Source organism: Rhizobium sp. BK512 (assembly GCF_014194915.1).
In the GTDB taxonomy this organism is placed as follows: domain Bacteria; phylum Pseudomonadota; class Alphaproteobacteria; order Rhizobiales; family Rhizobiaceae; genus Rhizobium.
This window is the reverse complement of sequence record NZ_JACIAS010000006.1, coordinates 244214-261146: the sequence shown is the minus strand read 5'-3', so window position 1 is coordinate 261146 and position 16933 is coordinate 244214. Positions and strand designations below refer to the sequence as shown.

12 protein-coding genes are annotated in these 16933 nt (G+C 61.1%); 3 read left to right on the top strand and 9 right to left on the bottom strand.

Features of this window, described 5'->3' with window-relative positions; translation table 11 throughout:
• Window positions 1-133: 133 nt before the first annotated feature.
• Window positions 134-2443 (bottom strand): Tex family protein, encoded by a 2310-nt coding sequence (locus FHX06_RS21850; RefSeq protein WP_183880827.1) that lies wholly within the window; start codon window positions 2441-2443, stop codon window positions 134-136.
• Window positions 2444-2681: 238 nt separating this feature from the next.
• Between FHX06_RS21850 and glyS the strand changes: the two genes are divergently transcribed.
• On the top strand, window positions 2682-4859 hold the full coding sequence (glyS, locus tag FHX06_RS21845; protein ID WP_113015045.1) for a glycine--tRNA ligase subunit beta: 2178 nt from the start codon (window positions 2682-2684) through the stop codon (window positions 4857-4859).
• Between the two features lie 48 nt (window positions 4860-4907).
• On the opposite strand, the gene FHX06_RS21840 is transcribed toward glyS, so the two are convergent.
• Window positions 4908-5117: a tautomerase family protein gene (locus tag FHX06_RS21840; protein WP_113015046.1), complete on the bottom strand. Its 210-nt coding sequence runs from the start codon at window positions 5115-5117 to the stop codon at window positions 4908-4910.
• Window positions 5118-5214: 97 nt separating this feature from the next.
• Between FHX06_RS21840 and FHX06_RS21835 the strand changes: the two genes are divergently transcribed.
• Both FHX06_RS21835 and FHX06_RS21830 read left to right on the top strand, forming a co-directional pair.
• Entirely contained in the window at window positions 5215-6129 is a 915-nt protein-coding gene (locus FHX06_RS21835; RefSeq protein WP_183880825.1) for a LysR family transcriptional regulator, read from the top strand.
• Window positions 6130-6161: 32 nt separating this feature from the next.
• Entirely contained in the window at window positions 6162-6683 is a 522-nt protein-coding gene (locus tag FHX06_RS21830; RefSeq protein WP_183880823.1) for a DUF523 domain-containing protein, read from the top strand.
• Between the two features lie 37 nt (window positions 6684-6720).
• Here FHX06_RS21830 and FHX06_RS21825 read toward each other — a convergent pair whose 3' ends face one another.
• The 7 genes from FHX06_RS21825 to FHX06_RS21795 form a co-directional block, all read right to left on the bottom strand.
• The gene (locus FHX06_RS21825; RefSeq protein ID WP_183880821.1) at window positions 6721-8544 is read right to left on the bottom strand and encodes a methyl-accepting chemotaxis protein; all 1824 of its coding nucleotides are present in this window, start codon (window positions 8542-8544) and stop codon (window positions 6721-6723) included.
• 279 nt (window positions 8545-8823) lie between these two features.
• Window positions 8824-10647 (bottom strand): methyl-accepting chemotaxis protein, encoded by a 1824-nt coding sequence (locus FHX06_RS21820; protein ID WP_183848139.1) that lies wholly within the window; start codon window positions 10645-10647, stop codon window positions 8824-8826.
• Window positions 10648-10995: 348 nt separating this feature from the next.
• Window positions 10996-11448 carry a plant virulence effector HPE1-like domain-containing protein gene (locus tag FHX06_RS21815; protein WP_183880819.1) on the bottom strand — a complete coding sequence of 151 codons (453 nt, stop codon included), beginning with the start codon at window positions 11446-11448 and terminating at the stop codon, window positions 10996-10998.
• Window positions 11449-11647: 199 nt separating this feature from the next.
• On the bottom strand, window positions 11648-12919 hold the full coding sequence (gene purD / locus FHX06_RS21810; protein ID WP_183880817.1) for a phosphoribosylamine--glycine ligase: 1272 nt from the start codon (window positions 12917-12919) through the stop codon (window positions 11648-11650).
• A 91-nt stretch (window positions 12920-13010) separates the two neighbouring features.
• On the bottom strand, window positions 13011-14948 hold the full coding sequence (locus FHX06_RS21805) for a DUF2207 domain-containing protein (protein WP_183880815.1): 1938 nt from the start codon (window positions 14946-14948) through the stop codon (window positions 13011-13013).
• Between the two features lie 34 nt (window positions 14949-14982).
• The gene (locus FHX06_RS21800) at window positions 14983-16254 is read right to left on the bottom strand and encodes a 3-phosphoshikimate 1-carboxyvinyltransferase (RefSeq protein WP_183880813.1); all 1272 of its coding nucleotides are present in this window, start codon (window positions 16252-16254) and stop codon (window positions 14983-14985) included.
• A gap of 83 nt (window positions 16255-16337) precedes the next feature.
• Window positions 16338-16889, bottom strand: a complete 552-nt coding sequence (locus FHX06_RS21795) for a LemA family protein (RefSeq protein ID WP_112972466.1) — start codon at window positions 16887-16889, stop codon at window positions 16338-16340.
• Window positions 16890-16933: the final 44 nt, after the last annotated feature.

Here is a 16933-nt window from a genome sequence, read left to right as displayed (position 1 = left end):
GGACGCCTCGCAAATGTGACAGGATGGTCACATCAACTTAATAGCTCTCTTCTGCCTTACAAGCGCCGGATTTAGCACTCCGCAGATTCAATTGCCAAAGTGTGACATTTTTGCAAATATAGGGGCTAAGCCCTTATTTTCGCTTCATGGCTTCGGCGAGCGCCGCGCCGAATGCGCCCTGGCTCTGTGGCTTGGACTGTGCCGGCTTGCGGTCCTGTTGCGGGCGCTGGCCGACATTCGGGCGCGACTCAGCACGCGGAGAACCCGCGGAAACGCCGTCATCCTTGCGCATGGAGAGGCCGATGCGCTTGCGCTTCACATCCACCTCAACCACACGAACCTTGACGACATCGCCCGCCTTCACGATTTCGTGAGGATCCTTGATGAAGCGGTCGGCAAGCTGGGACACGTGGACTAGGCCATCCTGATGCACGCCGATATCGACGAAAGCACCGAAGGCTGCGACGTTGGTCACCGTGCCTTCCAGCATCATGCCCGGCTTCAGGTCGCTGATTTCGTTGATGCCTTCGGCGAAGGTCGCGGTCTTGAAGCTCGGGCGCGGGTCGCGGCCGGGCTTGTCGAGTTCGGCGATGATGTCCTTGACCGTCGGCAGGCCGAACTTCTCGTCGATGAACTTGCGCGGGTCGAGCGCCTTCAGCGTGGCGCTGTCGCCCATCAGCGAACGCAGGTCACGGCCGCAAGCAGCGACGATCTTCTTTGCGACACCATAGGCTTCCGGATGCACGGAAGAAGCGTCGAGCGGCTCCTTGCCATCAGGGATGCGCAGGAAGCCGGCTGCCTGCTCGAAGGTGCGCTGGCCGAGCCGGGCCACCTTCAGGAGATCCTTGCGGCTCTCGAAAGCACCATTCTGATCGCGGTGCAGGACGATCGCATCGGCGATCGAACGGCCGAGGCCAGAGACGCGCGACAGAAGCGGCGCCGACGCGGTATTGAGATCGACGCCGACGGCATTCACGGCATCTTCGACGACGGCATCGAGCGAGCGGGAGAGCTTCGTCTGATCGACATCGTGCTGATATTGGCCGACGCCGATCGACTTCGGCTCGATCTTGACGAGTTCGGCGAGCGGGTCCTGCAGGCGCCGCGCGATGGAGACGGCGCCGCGCAGCGACACATCCAGCTGCGGAAATTCAGCGGCTGCGGTTTCAGACGCCGAATAGACGGAAGCGCCGGCTTCCGAGACGATAACCTTGGTGGGTTTGGGGGCCGGAAGGGCTGCGAGCATATCGGCCACCAGCTTTTCCGTCTCGCGGCTGCCGGTGCCGTTGCCAATGGCGATCAGTTCGACATTGTGCTTGCGGATCAACGAGGCAAGCTCTGCCTGCGTGCCGCGCACGTCATTCTTCGGCGGGAACGGATAGACGGTGGTCGTATCGAGCAGCTTGCCGGTGCCATCGATGATCGCGACCTTGACGCCGGTGCGGATACCCGGATCGAGGCCCATCGTGGCGCGCGAGCCGGCGGGTGCTGCCAGAAGCAGATCCTTGAGATTGCGGGCAAAGACGTGGATCGCCTCTTCCTCCGCCCTTTCGCGCAACTCGCGCATCAGGTCGAGCGACAGCGACATGGAGAGTTTCACGCGCCAGGTCCAGCTTGCGACATCCATCAGCCAGCGGTCGCCGGGACGAGACGCGCCGATTTCATAGGCGGTCGCAATCATGCGCTCGACCGGCTTGTTCGGCGAGACGATTTCGGCATCGGCCTCGATCGTCAACGTCAGCACTTCCTCGTTCCAGCCGCGCAGCATGGCGAGCGCGCGGTGGCCGGGAGCCGTCGCCCAGCGTTCGGAATGATCGAAATAGTCCGAGAATTTCTCGCCGGTCGCCTGCTTGCCATCCACGACCTTGGCTTTCAGAAGGGCGGCATTGCGCAGATGGGCGCGCAGCTTGCCGAGCAGATCGGCATTTTCGGCAAAACCTTCGGCGACGATGTCGCGCGCGCCTTCGAGCGCCGTCTTCACGTCGGGCACGTCAGCGGTGATATAGGCTTCGGCGAGCGTTGCCGGCTCCTTGCTGCGGTCGGCAAGGATCGCCTCGGCAAGCGGGCCGAGGCCACGTTCCCTGGCGATTTCGGCCCGGGTGCGACGCTTCGGCTTGTAGGGCAGGTAGAGATCTTCAAGCTCGGCCTTGGTGGCGGCGCCCGAAAGCTTCGCCATCAATTCCTCGGTCATCTTGCCCTGGCCGGTGACGGATTCGATGATCGTATCGCGGCGGGCTTCGAGCTCGCGCAGATAGACCAGACGTTCGGCCAGTGTGCGCAGCTGCGTATCGTCGAGACCGCCGGTCACTTCCTTGCGGTAGCGGGCAATGAACGGCACTGTCGCGCCTTCGTCCAGCAGCTCGATCGCAGCCTTGGCCTGATCGGGCCGGGCGTTGATTTCAGCGGAGATGCTTGCTGCGAGCGAACGAAGGTCAGCGGCCATGGGATTTCCTGCGGTTTGTTAGGGTGGGCGGACCATAGCGGCGAAAAGCGGCAAGGCAATGCCTCCCGCCGCTTTCCACAGTTGAAGGCAGCGCTCCCAGCGATTTAAGCGGCATGACTGAGGCGCAATTGAGCCTTCTTCTTCCTGTTTTTGCGGTTGTGCAGATGCGGCATTCTTTGGTAGCAGAGGCGACCATTTTTGATTGCCCCTGCCCTGCAGGCGCCAGGAAAAGAGTACCATGCCGAACCTGCTTCTCGAACTTCGCTCCGAAGAGATCCCCGCCCGCATGCAGCGCAAGGCCGCCGGCGATCTCAAGAAGCTCCTGACCGATGCCCTGGTGGAAGCAGGCCTGACCTATGAAGGCGCGCGCGAATATTGGACGCCGCGCCGCCTGACGCTCGATATTCACGGCCTGACGGCCCGCTCCGCCGATGTGCGCGAAGAGCGCAAGGGGCCGCGCACCGACGCCAATGAAAAGGCGATCGAGGGCTTCCTGCGTGGCGCCGGCCTTTCCTCCATTTCCGAAGCGCAGGTCGTCAGCGATCCCAAGAAGGGCGATTTCTACGTTGCCGTCATCTCCAAACCGGGTCGCAGCGCGGAAGAGATCATCGCCGAAGTCATGCCCGGCATCATCAAGGATTTCCCGTGGCCTAAGTCGATGCGTTGGGGCAAGGCTTCCTCGCAGCCGGGTTCGCTGCGCTGGGTGCGCCCGCTGCAGTCGATCGTCTGCACCTTCGGCAGCGAGCATGAAGAAACCGTTGTCATTCCCTTCGAGATCGATGGTCTCGTCGCCTCCAACGTGACCTACGGCCATCGCTTCCACGCGCCCGAGGCGATCACCGTCAAGCGTTTCGACGATTATGTCGCGAGCCTCGAAAAGGCGAAGGTCATCCTCGATGCGGAGCGGCGCAAGGATATCATCCTGCATGACGCTCGCGACATTGCCTTTGCCAGCGGGCTGGAGCTCGTCGAGGACGAAGGCCTGCTGGAAGAGGTCTCCGGCCTCGTCGAATGGCCGCAGGTGCTGATGGGCTCGTTCGAGGAGGATTACCTTTCGATCCCGTCGGAGATCATTCGCCTGACCATCAAGACCAACCAGAAATGCTTCGTAACCCGCAAACAGGGCGAAGAGACGCTTTCGAACAAGTTCATCCTCGTTTCCAACATCCAGGCGACTGACGGTGGCAAGGAAATCGTCCACGGCAACGGCAAGGTCGTGCGTGCGCGCCTGTCCGACGCGCTGCATTTCTGGAAGCGCGACCAGGGCAACCTGCCGGACCTCGAAACGCTGGAAGCTTCCGCGAAGAAATTCGGCCTCGACCTTGCCAAGCCGCTCGACCAGCGCATGGCCAAGCTCGACGCGCTGAATGTGACCTTCCATGCCAAGCTCGGCACGCAGGGCGATCGCGTCGAGCGCATCCGCGCGATGGCTGCCAAGATCGCCATGCCTGTTGGTGCCGATTACAAGGTCGTGGATCGCGCCGCGGTTCTCTGCAAGGCGGACCTGCGCACCGAAGCGGTCGGCGAATTCCCGGAACTGCAGGGTGTCATGGGCCGCAAATATGCGGCGCTGCAGGGCGAAGATGTCTCGGTTTCCACCGCCATAGAAGACCATTACAAGCCGCAGGGCCCATCCGACCGCGTGCCTGACGACAAGGTTGCGATCACGGTGGCGCTCGCCGACAAGCTCGATACGCTGATCGGTTTCTGGGCGATCGACGAAAAGCCGACCGGCTCGAAGGATCCGTTTGCATTGCGCCGTGCCGCGCTCGGCATTATCCGCATCCTGCTCGAAAAGCGCGCCCGCGTGACGCTATTGCCGCGCATCACTTCGCATATGCAGCGCATCGACATGGATATCGGAGCCAATATTGCTACCGACGACCTGTCGCGGCAGTTCGACCTGCTCTCCTTCTTCCATGATCGCCTGAAGGTCTATCTGCGCGACCAGGGCGCCCGCCACGATCTTATCGATGCGGTCTTGACGCCTGAATCCGACGACCTCCTGATGGTCGCCCGCCGTGTCGAGGCGCTGACCGCCTTTATCACCTCGGAAGACGGCATCAACCTTCTGGCCGGCACCAAGCGCGCGACGCAGCTTCTGGCCGCCGAGGAGAAGAAGGGCACTGTCGTTGCGGACGGTGTTTCCGAGGCCTTGCTTAAGCTTGATGCCGAGAAGGAACTGTTCGCGGCCATCAGCAAGGCTGCGTCGGAAGCTGCCGGCGCCGTTGCGCACGAAGACTTCCGCTCGGCCATGGAAGCGCTGTCGAAGCTGCGTGCCCCCGTCGACCGCTTCTTCACCGATGTGCTGGTCAATGACGAGGATGCCGCGATCCGCGCCAACCGTCTTGCGCTGTTGCGGATGATCCGGGCGGCGACCGGTACGGTCGCGGATTTCTCGAAGATCGCCGGCTGAGCGGCCGACAAAAAAATGGGGCCAGATGGCCCCATTTTGCTTTTGCCCTTATCGTCCCTTTTGCATCTTGGCGATGGTCAGCGTTTCGCCGGCGCGGCCATAGCCGCCGTCGACGACTTCATCGACGAGAACCATCGTGTAGGGACGCACACCCTCCCCGAAAAAGTCAACGAACATGGCCGTCGTACGCAGGATGATGTCCTCCTTCTGCTCCAACGTCAGGGTACCCTCGGGAAACTTGTAATTTGCGAATGGCATGATGAACTCCTGCCCGGTTTATGTTGCGACCGGGCGAAGGTAGCGCCGATCTCGGCATGCTTGAAATTGATATGGAGTATGTGCATTCATCCACGACATGGATTTATATGGAATCGATCTCAACCTGCTTGTCGCCTTCGACGCGCTCATGAAGGAGCGCAGCGTGACGAAGGCCGGCATTCGCATCGGCCGCACACAACCGGCCATGAGCGCTGCCCTGGCGCGGTTGCGAAGCCTGCTGAAAGACGAGCTTCTGGTGCGAGGGCCGCAGGGCCTGCAGCCGACGCCAAGAGCCCTTGATCTCGCCGAGCCATTGTCACGCGCCCTTGCCGACATCCAGCGCACACTTGATTTCACTCAGGCGTTCGATCCCGCGACCTCCTCTGCTGCCTTCACGATCGGCCTCTCCGACCACCCGACTTTCGCGCTTCTGCCGCAACTCGTTGCGCATTTCGCCAAGGCGGCTCCGGCTGCAACATTACAGGTCCGGAATTTCAGCGCGCGTAACGATGCCATCGATCTCCTGGATGCAGGAGAGGCCGATGTGACGGTGGGCGTGCCGGCAACGAAAACCGGGCGCATTCTGACCCAGCCTCTGTTTGAGGAGCGTTTCGTCAGCATCGTCAGGAAGGATCATCCGGCTGCAGGCAAGGCGCTCGATCTCGACGCCTTTCTGGCTCTTCCCCACCTGCTCGTCTCGCCTGAGAACGAGCGTTTCGGCCATGTCGATGCGGCGCTGGCCAAGGAAGGACTTCAGCGCCGGCTCGCGCTCACGCTTCCCAATATGTATGCCGCACCGCTCTTGATTGCCCGCTCCGACATGATCACAACCTTGATGGCCGGTGTCGTGGCAGCCTCCGGCCATGCGCACGAACTTGCCCTGTTGGAGCCACCGCTCATGCTGGAGCCCATCCCCTTCGTCATGTCATGGCATCGACGCAACGACGCCCATCCGGCGCAGCGCTGGTTTCGGAATTGCGTTGCCGAGGCTGTGCCTGACGTCAGGCAATGACGCCTGCAAGAATATCCACTAAAGCTCGTTCCATGATGTCGAAGATCCTCGTCAGTGCCTGTCTTATGGGCCACGCCGTCCGATATGACGGACGCGCAAAGCCGCTCGTCCATCCGGCAATCGAACGCTGGATGCAGGAAGGCCTGATCGTGACGATCTGTCCGGAAATGTCGGCCGGCATGCCGGTGCCGCGGCCACCTGCCGAAATCGGCGATGCGGCTGATGGCGAGGATGTGCTGTCAGGAGCTGCCCGCGTCGTGGAACTGACCGGTGGCGATGTGACAGAGGAATTCCTGCGGGCGGCGGAAAATGCCGTGCGGCTCGCGGTCGACAGCGGCTGTCACTACGCACTGCTGATCGACGGCAGCCCGTCCTGCAGTTCCCGTTTTATCTATGACGGCTCCTTCTCGGGCAACCGGCGGACCGGGAACGGCGTTACCGCGGCGGCACTGAAACGGGCAGGCATTGAAGTCTTTTCCGACCGCGAGATCGATCGGCTGATAGAACGCATCGGCGTCAACGGCACGGCCGCCGGGGATGCCGGCGGCCGCTAACTTCTTTCGTGATAAAATCCCTTGCAGTCGCCCCGTCTTAAGCGGCGCGGCGACCCTGATGCATGACCGGAGCCGCAGCGGCATTGCCGATGCGGAAGCCGCGGATGAGGTTCAGCAACTCGTCGGTATCGGCAGCCAGCGTTTCAGCCGATGCCGTGGTCTCTTCGGCCATGGCAGCGTTCTGCTGGGTGGCGGCGTCGAGCTGGTTCATCGAGGACGAGATCGAGCGCAGCGTCGTATCCTGCTCGGAGGCGCTGTGGGCGATCTTGGCGACGATCTCGTTGGCAGCCTTGATCTGGTCGGAGATGCGCTTCAGCGCTTCGCCTGCCTCGCCGACGAGGCGGACACCGTGGTCGACCTGGCTGGACGAGCGGGCGATCTGATCCTTGATCTCCTTGGCGGCAGCAGCCGAGCGCTGGGCCAGTTCGCGCACTTCCTGGGCGACGACGGCAAAGCCCTTGCCGCTTTCGCCGGCACGTGCTGCCTCGACACCGGCGTTGAGCGCCAGAAGGTTCGTCTGGAAGGCGATCTCGTCGATGACGCCGATGATCTTGGTGATCTCGGACGAGGACTTCTCGATGCCGCTCATGGCTTCGATTGCCTGGGTGACGATCGCATCGCTGTGAGTGGCTTCGGTGGAGACCGAGTGAACCCGCTTGCTGGCTTCATGCGCACCATCGGCGGTCTGGCGAACGGCGACGGTCAGCTCATCGAGAGCAGCCGAGGTTTCTTCCAGGCTGGCGGCCTGGCGCTCGGTACGCTGCGACAGCTCGTTGGAGGCACGGCGGATCTCTTCCTTGGCGACGCCGATGTCACCACCCTTGGCGCTGACCTGGGCCATGGCAGCTTCCAGATGCGAGAGCGCATCGTTGAAGTTGTCACGCAGTGCCGCATATTTCTGGCCGATATCGGCGCAACGAACCGTCAGGTCACCGCGGGCGATCTGTTCCAGCGCCTGGCCGATGGTGCTGACGACACGGGCCTGCAGCGAGGCTTCGTCCTGCTGATGGCGCAGGTTGCTTTCGCGCTCGCTCTCGAGAGCCAGCTGCTGGGCAGCCTCGCGATCCGACATCGCGTGGCGTTCCCGGATCTTTTCCTGAAGCGACTGCGTCGCCTTCGCCATCATGCCGACTTCGTTGTTCATGCCGGTATGCGGGATCTTCAGAGAGACATCTTCCTCGGCAACCGCCTGCAGCGCCGTGTGAACGTCCTTAAGCGGGTTCGATATGCCACGGATGACCAGATAGGCGGCCACGATGGCGACGAAGAACAGCACGATGCTGCCGGATAGTGCAGACAGGATCTTGTCGTTCACCTGGGCATCGAGATCGTCCATGTAGACGCCGGTGACGACGACGACCTTCCAAGGGTCGAAGGCCAGTGCATAGGCCGTCTTGCGATAGTCACCAACGGGCTGTCCCGGCTTGGCCGTGGAATAATATTCGACGAGACCGCCGCCCTGCTGCCCAACCTTGACCAGCTCTTCGCGATAGAGCTTGCCCTTGCTGTCCGGCTGACCCTTGTTGATCTGCCCGACCTTTGAGGCGTCGTAGTGGAACATCATCTGGATGTCGTAGCTGTAGCCGAAGAAATAACCGTCGGGGTCGTATTTCATGGCGTTCAGGGTGGAATAGGCCTGCTTCTGGGCGTCTTCCAGCTTCAGTTCGCCTGAAGTCACCTTCGCCTGATAGAGCTTGAGAACGGAGACGGCGGACTGGACCTCCGAGCGCAGCATGTCGTAGCGCTCCTTGTAGATCGCATTGACCGAGGAGCGGACCTGGAGGGTGGTTGCGATCGCAAACGCGATCATCAGACCGACGACCAGCAATATAAGCTGTTTCGATATTTTCAAATTTTTCATGATGCCTCGCAACGGGAATGGGTGGCTGCATTCCGGTGCGGTTTTCTACCGCCTGTGCGAGCGCGCCGGATAAAGGCGACGCATCTACCGCTGCTAAAAGAACATGCTGCGACCGGTTCGCTACGATTGGCATTCATCCTATAATAAAGCTTTAATTTTATTAGATTTTAGACAAAATTTCCCTACAAATCTGGGGGTATACCAAAAGCAAAACCGCCGGATATTCATCCGGCGGTCCGCTAATATTTTGGTGATGAAAAGGCTTGCAGTCGCCCCGTCTTAAGCGGCGCGGCGACCCTGATGCATGACCGGAGCCGCAGCGGCATTGCCGATGCGGAAGCCGCGGATGAGGTTCAGCAACTCGTCGGTATCGGCAGCCAGCGTTTCAGCCGATGCCGTGGTCTCTTCGGCCATGGCAGCGTTCTGCTGGGTGGCGGCGTCGAGCTGGTTCATCGAGGACGAGATCGAGCGCAGCGTCGTATCCTGCTCGGAGGCGCTGTGGGCGATCTTGGCGACGATCTCGTTGGCAGCCTTGATCTGGTCGGAGATGCGCTTCAGCGCTTCGCCTGCCTCGCCGACGAGGCGGACACCGTGGTCGACCTGGCTGGACGAGCGGGCGATCTGATCCTTGATCTCCTTGGCGGCAGCAGCCGAGCGCTGGGCCAGTTCGCGCACTTCCTGGGCGACGACGGCAAAGCCCTTGCCGCTTTCGCCGGCACGTGCTGCCTCGACACCGGCGTTGAGCGCCAGAAGGTTCGTCTGGAAGGCGATCTCGTCGATGACGCCGATGATCTTGGTGATCTCGGACGAGGACTTCTCGATGCCGCTCATGGCTTCGATTGCCTGGGTGACGATCGCATCGCTGTGAGTGGCTTCGGTGGAGACCGAGTGAACCCGCTTGCTGGCTTCATGCGCACCATCGGCGGTCTGGCGAACGGCGACGGTCAGCTCATCGAGAGCAGCCGAGGTTTCTTCCAGGCTGGCGGCCTGGCGCTCGGTACGCTGCGACAGCTCGTTGGAGGCACGGCGGATCTCTTCCTTGGCGACGCCGATGTCACCACCCTTGGCGCTGACCTGGGCCATGGCAGCTTCCAGATGCGAGAGCGCATCGTTGAAGTTGTCACGCAGTGCCGCGTATTTCTGGCCGATGTCGGCGCAACGAACCGTCAGGTCGCCGCGGGCGATCTGTTCCAGCGCCTGGCCGATGGTGCTGACGACGCGGGCCTGCAGCGAGGCTTCGTCCTGCTGATGGCGCAGGTTGCTTTCGCGCTCGCTCTCGAGAGCCAGCTGCTGGGCAGCCTCGCGATCGGACATCGCGTGGCGTTCCCGGATCTTTTCCTGCAGCGACTGCGTCGCCTTCGCCATCATGCCGACTTCGTTGTTCATGCCGGTATGCGGGATCTTCAGAGAGACATCTTCCTCGGCAACTGCCTGCAGGGCGTTATGAACGTCCTTCAGAGGGTTCGATATGCCGCGGATGAAGTAGAAGGCAGCGCCGATACCGCCAACGAAGACGATGGCGCAGGCCGTGAGAGCCTTCCACATCGTCTCATTGACCTTGGCCTGCAGGTCGTCGAGATAAACGCCCGTGCCGACGACGATCTTCCAGGGTTCGAAGGCCTTCGAATAGCCGCCCTTGAGAAAGACCTGGTCTTCCGGCTGGCCGGGCTTGGTCCAGTAATAGTATGTACGGCCACCGCCGGCCTTGCCATGGTCGACAAGGGCCTGGCTGAATTTCGCGCCCGTCTTGTCGACCTGGCCGCTCATGTCCTTGCCGAGATTGACCGGGCTCGGATGGAAGACCTGGATGACGTTGTAGTCGAAGCCGAAAAGATAGCCGGATGGCTGGAAGGTCACGCGCTTCAGAATGTCGAAGGCTTCGGCCTGAGCGGCCTCATGCGTCATCTGGCCGGCCTTCTCGCGTTCGTAGAAGGTGTTGAGGACGGAGATGCCCGATTCGACCTGCGTGCGCAGCATGTCGAAACGCTCATCATAGATCGCCTGCTCGGATGTACGGATTTCAAAATAGGTCGCGACTGCAAATGCAGCCATCAGAACACCGACCAGCGCAAAAAGCTGATGGGCAATCTTGAGCTTCTTCATGATTGACCTCACGGAAAAGGTGAAAAGCAATATCCCGGATCGGTCAACTCCCGACCTGCGCGCGAGAAATCGCGCGCCCAGCTAACGCGTTCATGCGCTCTCCGGTCCTCCCTAAGTAAAATTAGAGAGGATGACTAAATTATCATTTAACAAAGGCACGACTTCTACTCGAGCGGACTAGTAGAATTGATGGGTGTCTTCTTGCAGACTTGTGTAAGTTGCAATCAATTCGCGAATGCAATCATGTAAATTAGAATATACTTATTTTAATAGAAAAACGCACCCTGCTTCTGTTCAGAGTGCGTTCGCGGTGATCGAAACTTCGATCGGAGTGGCAAAAGGATCCGACTAGAAACGGAGCTCAAACGCGGAGACGTCGAGAGGCAAGGTTCCAACAACGCCAGCCGCCACCGGTTTGGCATCGCTGCCGATAACGGCAGCTGTCGCCACATTGTCGATGCCCTCGATGGGCGCCGACGGGGCCAGTGCAAGCATCTGCTCGGGCGTTGCCTTGCTCACGAAGAGGACGGGGGAACCACCCATCCAGTTTTCGGTGCGATAGATTTTCTTTTCTCCGTCGACATCACGGACCTCGGCCTGCTGGAAGGCGCCAGGAAGAAGTTCCGGCACCGAATAATCCTTCTTGGAGGCTTCCGTCTGAAGCGGCGGGCAGTGGTCGCAGGTTTCGGTAATGATGCTGCCTGTTTCCTTCGCCTTGCTCGGTCCGACCACTTCGATCGATCCCGCCATGACGGAACCAGCCGCCAGCAGGAATACCGCACTGAGGAAAATCCGACGCATCAATACTACTCCGTCTCCCTTGAGAGCAGCGACGGGAAAACGGTCCACCGCTCTCAGTTTGTTCGAGCATCGGCTGTCCGAAAACCGTTTCACACTTTTCGGTCCGATGTATTGGGAGCCAGATTAGCGCAGCTTTGTTTCCATCCCGTCAGAAGAAAGGGTAAAAATTTAGCGAAACGGCCCGTCGTCCGCCTGCTGCCTACGCCTTTTCGCGTTCGACTGCGCGCCAGCCGATATCGCGACGGCAGAAGCCATTTTCCCATTTCACGCCGTCGAGAAGGGCATAGGCACGGTCCTTGGCCTCACCGACCGTGTGGCCGGTCGCGGTCACGTTCAGAACGCGGCCGCCGGTTGCCACCAGAGCACCGTCCTTCAGCGATGTGCCGGCATGAAACACCTTCTCGCCCTCGCCGGCGGCCGGCAGCGCGAGGATCGGCGTGTTCTTCTCATAGGAACCCGGATAGCCTTTTGAAGCCATGACGACGGTCAGTGCCGGGTCGTCTGTCCATTCGGCCGCGACCTGATCCAGGGTGCCGTGAGCGCATGCAAGCAGCAGCGGCAGGAGATCGCTCTTCAATCGCATCATCAGCACCTGGCATTCGGGATCCCCGAAGCGGACATTGTATTCGATGAGTTCCGGCCCCTTGGCGGTCATCATCAGGCCAGCGAAGAAGACACCGCTGAAGGGATGGCCGCTTTCGGCCATGCCACGGATAGTCGGCTCGATGATTTCCTTCATCGTACGTTCGATCATATCCGCCGTCATGACAGGCGCGGGCGAATAGGCACCCATGCCGCCTGTGTTGGGCCCGGTGTCGCCCTCGCCGACGCGCTTGTGATCCTGCGCGGTTGCGAGCGGCAGGGCATTCTTGCCGTCGCACAGGCAGAAGAAGCTCGCCTCCTCGCCATCGAGATAGGCTTCGACGACGACTTCGGCCCCGGCCTGCCCGAAAGCACCTTCGAAACAATCGTCGACGGCGGCGAGCGCCTCGTCAAGCGTCATGGCGACCGTCACACCCTTGCCGGCGGCAAGGCCATCGGCCTTGACGACGATCGGCGCGCCCTGCTCTCGGATATAGGCCTTGGCCTTCGGAGCATTGTTGAAGCGCTGATAGGCACCGGTCGGGATGTTGTAACGAGCGCAGATATCCTTGGTGAAACCCTTGGAACCCTCGAGTTGAGCCGCCGCCGCAGACGGGCCGAAGACTGCAAAGCCCGCGGCACGCAGCCGATCGGCAATGCCGGCAACCAGCGGGGCTTCCGGTCCGACGACGATGAAGTCGATCGCCTTTTCCCGACAGAAGGTGACGACCGCATCGTGGTCGTCGACATTGACCGCGACCAGTGTCGCATGCTCGGCAATGCCGGGATTGCCGGGGGCGGCATAGAATTCCGTCATCAGCGGCGATTGCGCCAGCTTCCAGGCGAGTGCGTGCTCGCGTCCGCCCGATCCGATCAACAGAACCTTCATGCCTGATCCCTTTCCTGCCGGTCAGGCCTCTTGACCTGGCCTGTTGGTCTGGCGGTTAAGCGGGAAGGCCAAAAAGGTCAAGCGGGAATGCTTACCAGCCCCCGCCTCCGCCGCCTCCGCCACCGCCACCTGAGGAACCGCCGCCGGAAAAGCCCGAGGACGAACTGGAGGGCGGTGGGGACGGAATGGTGGAAGCAATGGTCGAGGCCATCGATGACGAGAAGCCGCCAATCCGGTCCGAAAAGCTGCCGCTGTTGAAGTTGCCGGAATACCAGCCAGGATTATAGGCAGCCGCGGCAGCGCCCGCCGAGGCTGCGGCCAGCCATGACTCAAAAGTCCGCGACCACGGCTTTTCGACACCGAGAGCCACCGCGTAGGGCAGCAGGGTTTCGAAATGCTGCGGCGACATTTGCGGCGCGCCGGCCATGTTCATGCGGTCCTTTTCGGCGAGCGTCAGATATTGCCTGAGGCCATCCACGCCGGCCGTCATCTTGGCGCCGAGCGGTGTCGGAGCACCCATGATGAAGAAATAGAGGATATTGAAGAGCACGATGCCGCCGACGGCAAACAGCATCGGCGTTTCGTGAAATTCCATCAGTGATGAGGCGAGCGCCAGCACGACGCTCGATAGAATGCTCAAGCCCACGAAGACGGCGATCGCAATGGCAATAACGGCGAAAATCTTGCTCACGAGCGAGCCGCCGCGATGCAGTGCCTTTGCGAAGCCCGCTACGAAAATGGACAGAAAGACCGAAATGCCGATCGGGATAACCATCAGTGCGATCGTATCCGGTTCCAGCGAACCGAAGACGAAGAGGGCCACCAAAGCCGCTGCACTCAGGATCACGCCGCCGGTGATATAGCCGGCATTGGAATTGTAGTATTTGCCGCGGTGTTCCCGTTCGATCGAGGAGCGGAAGCTCTGGCCGACGGATTTGACCTTCTCGCCGTGGGCCTTGTCGATGGTCAGCGTATCGCCGCTGCCGCCCACGGCTTTCAGGAGATCCGCCTCGCCTGCCTGCAGCTTCTCCTTGCCGAGCGGCTTGTCGGTGCGGCGTATGACGATGGCGTTCTTGAGGTCATCGAGCCGGACGTATCCGCGCACGGCGAGATCGAGAGCCGTGGCCGAAAGGGCCGTCCAGCCCTGGCCGGAAAAGCCTCTGTTGTCGATGTAGTTGACGAGGGCCGGCGAGATGCCGGAAGGTGGATCCCATCGCGGCACGACGATCTCACGCGCCGGATCACGGCCAACCTTCAGCCAGGAGCGCGTGTAATAGAGGAAGACGAGCATCAGGCCGCCGAACCCAATGAAATAATCCCGGTTATCGGTGAACCACCAGGACCTTTCCTGATCGGCACTCGGTGGATCGATCGCCCCCTTCGGCAGCTTTGCGGCAAAGGTCAGCCCCTCGCCTTCACCGAGAGGCGCGGTGGTCGCGACAACCAGCCTGTTGTCATCGATGCTTGAGCGAGCATTCTTATCCGTGGCCCCGAGCGGGCCGGTGAAGAACGTCACATCCTCTGGCGTCACCCCATGGGGAAAGGTGACCGTCGCCACGGCCGAGCGGATCGGGAATATCCAGCCATTGCCGGTGACGTTCCAATAAAGTTCGTCATGATCGTTGAAATAGCGGATCTGACGGTCGGTCCGATAGGTGAAGACATATTGGTGGCGGCCGGGAGAGATCGTGACATCTTCGGAGCCGGCATAAATGCGGATGCCGCCGGAGACGGATTCCGTATGCCATGGCTCGTCCCTGCCGTCACGCTTGACCGAGACGACGCTGAAATCGACGCTGCGACGCCGCCCGCTTGCATCCCTGAACGTCAGCGGAAAATCGCGGAAAATGCCTCGCCGTATGCGGTCGCCTTCGGCATTGACGGTGATCGTTTCCGTTACCGTCATCGCCCCGCTCTTTTCCACCTGGATGGCGGAATCGAAGGACGCGATGAATTCCGCACCGATCGCTGGCTGTGCCACAAGCGCGAGCAATAGCGCGAAACAAATGCCGAAAAACCGCCGGACCATGTCCCCTCCCGATTGCGGTCAGCCCTGGCTCAGCTCAGGCCTCGTCCTTGTAGGCAACCCCCAGCCCCGCAAGCGTACGCCAGTAAGCCGGAAAGGTCTTGCCGACACAATCAGGGTCCAGAATGGTAACGTCGTCGATCTTCAAACCGGCAAGCGCAAAGCTCATGGCGATGCGATGGTCGGCAAAGGTGTCGATATCGGCCGGCAGAGCCTGGCCCGCGAGCGCAGGGTCGGAATGGACGATCAGATCATCGCCTTCCTCGACCGCCAAACCTTCGCGGATATTGTTCAGCCCCGTGGATAGGGCGCGGATACGGTCGCATTCCTTGACGCGCAGATTGGCGAGGCCGACGAAGCGAACCGGTGTCTCGTTGAAGGCGGCAAGAACCGCGATCGTCGGGATGGCGTCCTGCATCTGCGAGCCGTCTATTTCGGCCGGCAGGTGCGGGAACTTGACGATCGTTTCATAGGCCTTGGCATCCGGCTGGGTGAAGGCATCATTCGCTACGCCGAGATCGATCTTGCCGCCGCTCAGCACTTCAGCGGCCCAGAGATATGTTGCCGCTGAGGCATCCGGCTCGATGACGAAATCGGTTGCGGTGTAGCCGGTCGGTTCGACGCGCCAGGTCGCGGCATCGAGTTGTTCGACCTTGGCACCGAAGGCCTCCATGGCTGCAAGCGTCAAATCCACGTAGCCGCGGGCACCGATATCGGTACCGGCAAGCGCAATCGTGACGGGCGCGTTGGCGCCCTGCTTGGCGAGCGGTGCGGCCATCAGAAGAGCTGAAACATACTGGCTGGAAAGACCGGCATCGATCTCGACGCGACCGGAGGCAAAATGCCCGTTGCCGCGCACGGTCACTGGCGGGCAGCCTGTCGGCGCCTCGGCATCGATGCCCAGCGACCTCAGCGCCGCGACCAGCGGGCCGATCGGCCGCTTGCGCATATGCTCATCGCCGTCAACCACGACCGTGCCGTCGACGGAGGCAACAGCGGCCGCCAGGAAGCGGGTGGCCGTGCCTGCATTGCCAAGAAAAAGCGGGGCTTTCGGCTGATGAAGCTTGCCGCTGCCGGTAACGACAAAGGTCGTGTCGTCGGGCTCTTCGATCTGCACGCCCATGGCCCGCAGCGCTTCGGCCATATATTTCGTGTCGTCGCTCTTCAGCGCGCCGGTCAGCCGGCTCGTGCCCTTGGCAAGACCTGCCAAAAGCAGGGCGCGGTTAGTGATCGACTTCGAGCCCGGAACCACGGCACGACCGGTGAGCGGCTTGCCCGGCGGGATGATGGTGAGCTTGGCTTTACTCATTGCGCTTGTCTCTTCTGTCCATTGCAGCGGCCGCGAGCGGCCTTGTCGGACTGCTCATAGCAGTTTTTGGGCAAAGACAAAGGTCAGAACTTGACTGACGGTACGGCGCGATCGGCCTCGTTGGTGATTTCGAAATATTCGCGCTTGGAGAATCCGAACTGGCCGGCAACGAGGTTCGAGGGGAAGCTTTCGACCTTGACGTTCAGATCACGGGCAGCGCCGTTATAATAGCGGCGTGCCATCTGGATTTCGCTTTCCATCGTTTCCAGCGAGGCCTGGAGTTCGGAGAAATTCTGGTTGGCCTTGAGATCGGGATAGGCTTCGGCCAGCGCCATCACCCGGCCAAGCGCCTGCCCGAGCAGACCTTCCGCCTGCGCCCTGCCGGCAACATCGCCAGCAGGAACGGCCTGAGCCTTATTGCGAAGCTCGACGACCTCTTCAAGCGTGCTCTTTTCGTGGGCCGCATATCCCTTGACGGTCTCGATCAGGTTCGGGATCAGGTCGGCACGGCGCTTCAGCTGCACATCGATTCCGGACCAAGCCTCCTCGGCCATCTGCCGGGAACGGACGAGGCCGTTATAGATGAAGATGACGTAGAGTGCGATCAGAACGATGACGCCAAGAGCGATATACATCGCGAATCCCCCCGAAAGCCAAGTCTTGCGGGAGACTACGCAGG

Coding starts and splice junctions, on each gene's coding strand:
- FHX06_RS21850 (WP_183880827.1), bottom strand. CDS start 2,443: ATGGCCGCTGACCTTCGTTCGCTCGCAGCAAGCATCTCCGCTGAAATC.
- glyS (WP_113015045.1), top strand. CDS start 2,682: ATGCCGAACCTGCTTCTCGAACTTCGCTCCGAAGAGATCCCCGCCCGC.
- FHX06_RS21840 (WP_113015046.1), bottom strand. CDS start 5,117: ATGCCATTCGCAAATTACAAGTTTCCCGAGGGTACCCTGACGTTGGAG.
- FHX06_RS21835 (WP_183880825.1), top strand. CDS start 5,215: ATGGATTTATATGGAATCGATCTCAACCTGCTTGTCGCCTTCGACGCG.
- FHX06_RS21830 (WP_183880823.1), top strand. CDS start 6,162: ATGATGTCGAAGATCCTCGTCAGTGCCTGTCTTATGGGCCACGCCGTC.
- FHX06_RS21825 (WP_183880821.1), bottom strand. CDS start 8,544: ATGAAAAATTTGAAAATATCGAAACAGCTTATATTGCTGGTCGTCGGT.
- FHX06_RS21820 (WP_183848139.1), bottom strand. CDS start 10,647: ATGAAGAAGCTCAAGATTGCCCATCAGCTTTTTGCGCTGGTCGGTGTT.
- FHX06_RS21815 (WP_183880819.1), bottom strand. CDS start 11,448: ATGCGTCGGATTTTCCTCAGTGCGGTATTCCTGCTGGCGGCTGGTTCC.
- purD (WP_183880817.1), bottom strand. CDS start 12,919: ATGAAGGTTCTGTTGATCGGATCGGGCGGACGCGAGCACGCACTCGCC.
- FHX06_RS21805 (WP_183880815.1), bottom strand. CDS start 14,948: ATGGTCCGGCGGTTTTTCGGCATTTGTTTCGCGCTATTGCTCGCGCTT.
- FHX06_RS21800 (WP_183880813.1), bottom strand. CDS start 16,254: ATGAGTAAAGCCAAGCTCACCATCATCCCGCCGGGCAAGCCGCTCACC.
- FHX06_RS21795 (WP_112972466.1), bottom strand. CDS start 16,889: ATGTATATCGCTCTTGGCGTCATCGTTCTGATCGCACTCTACGTCATC.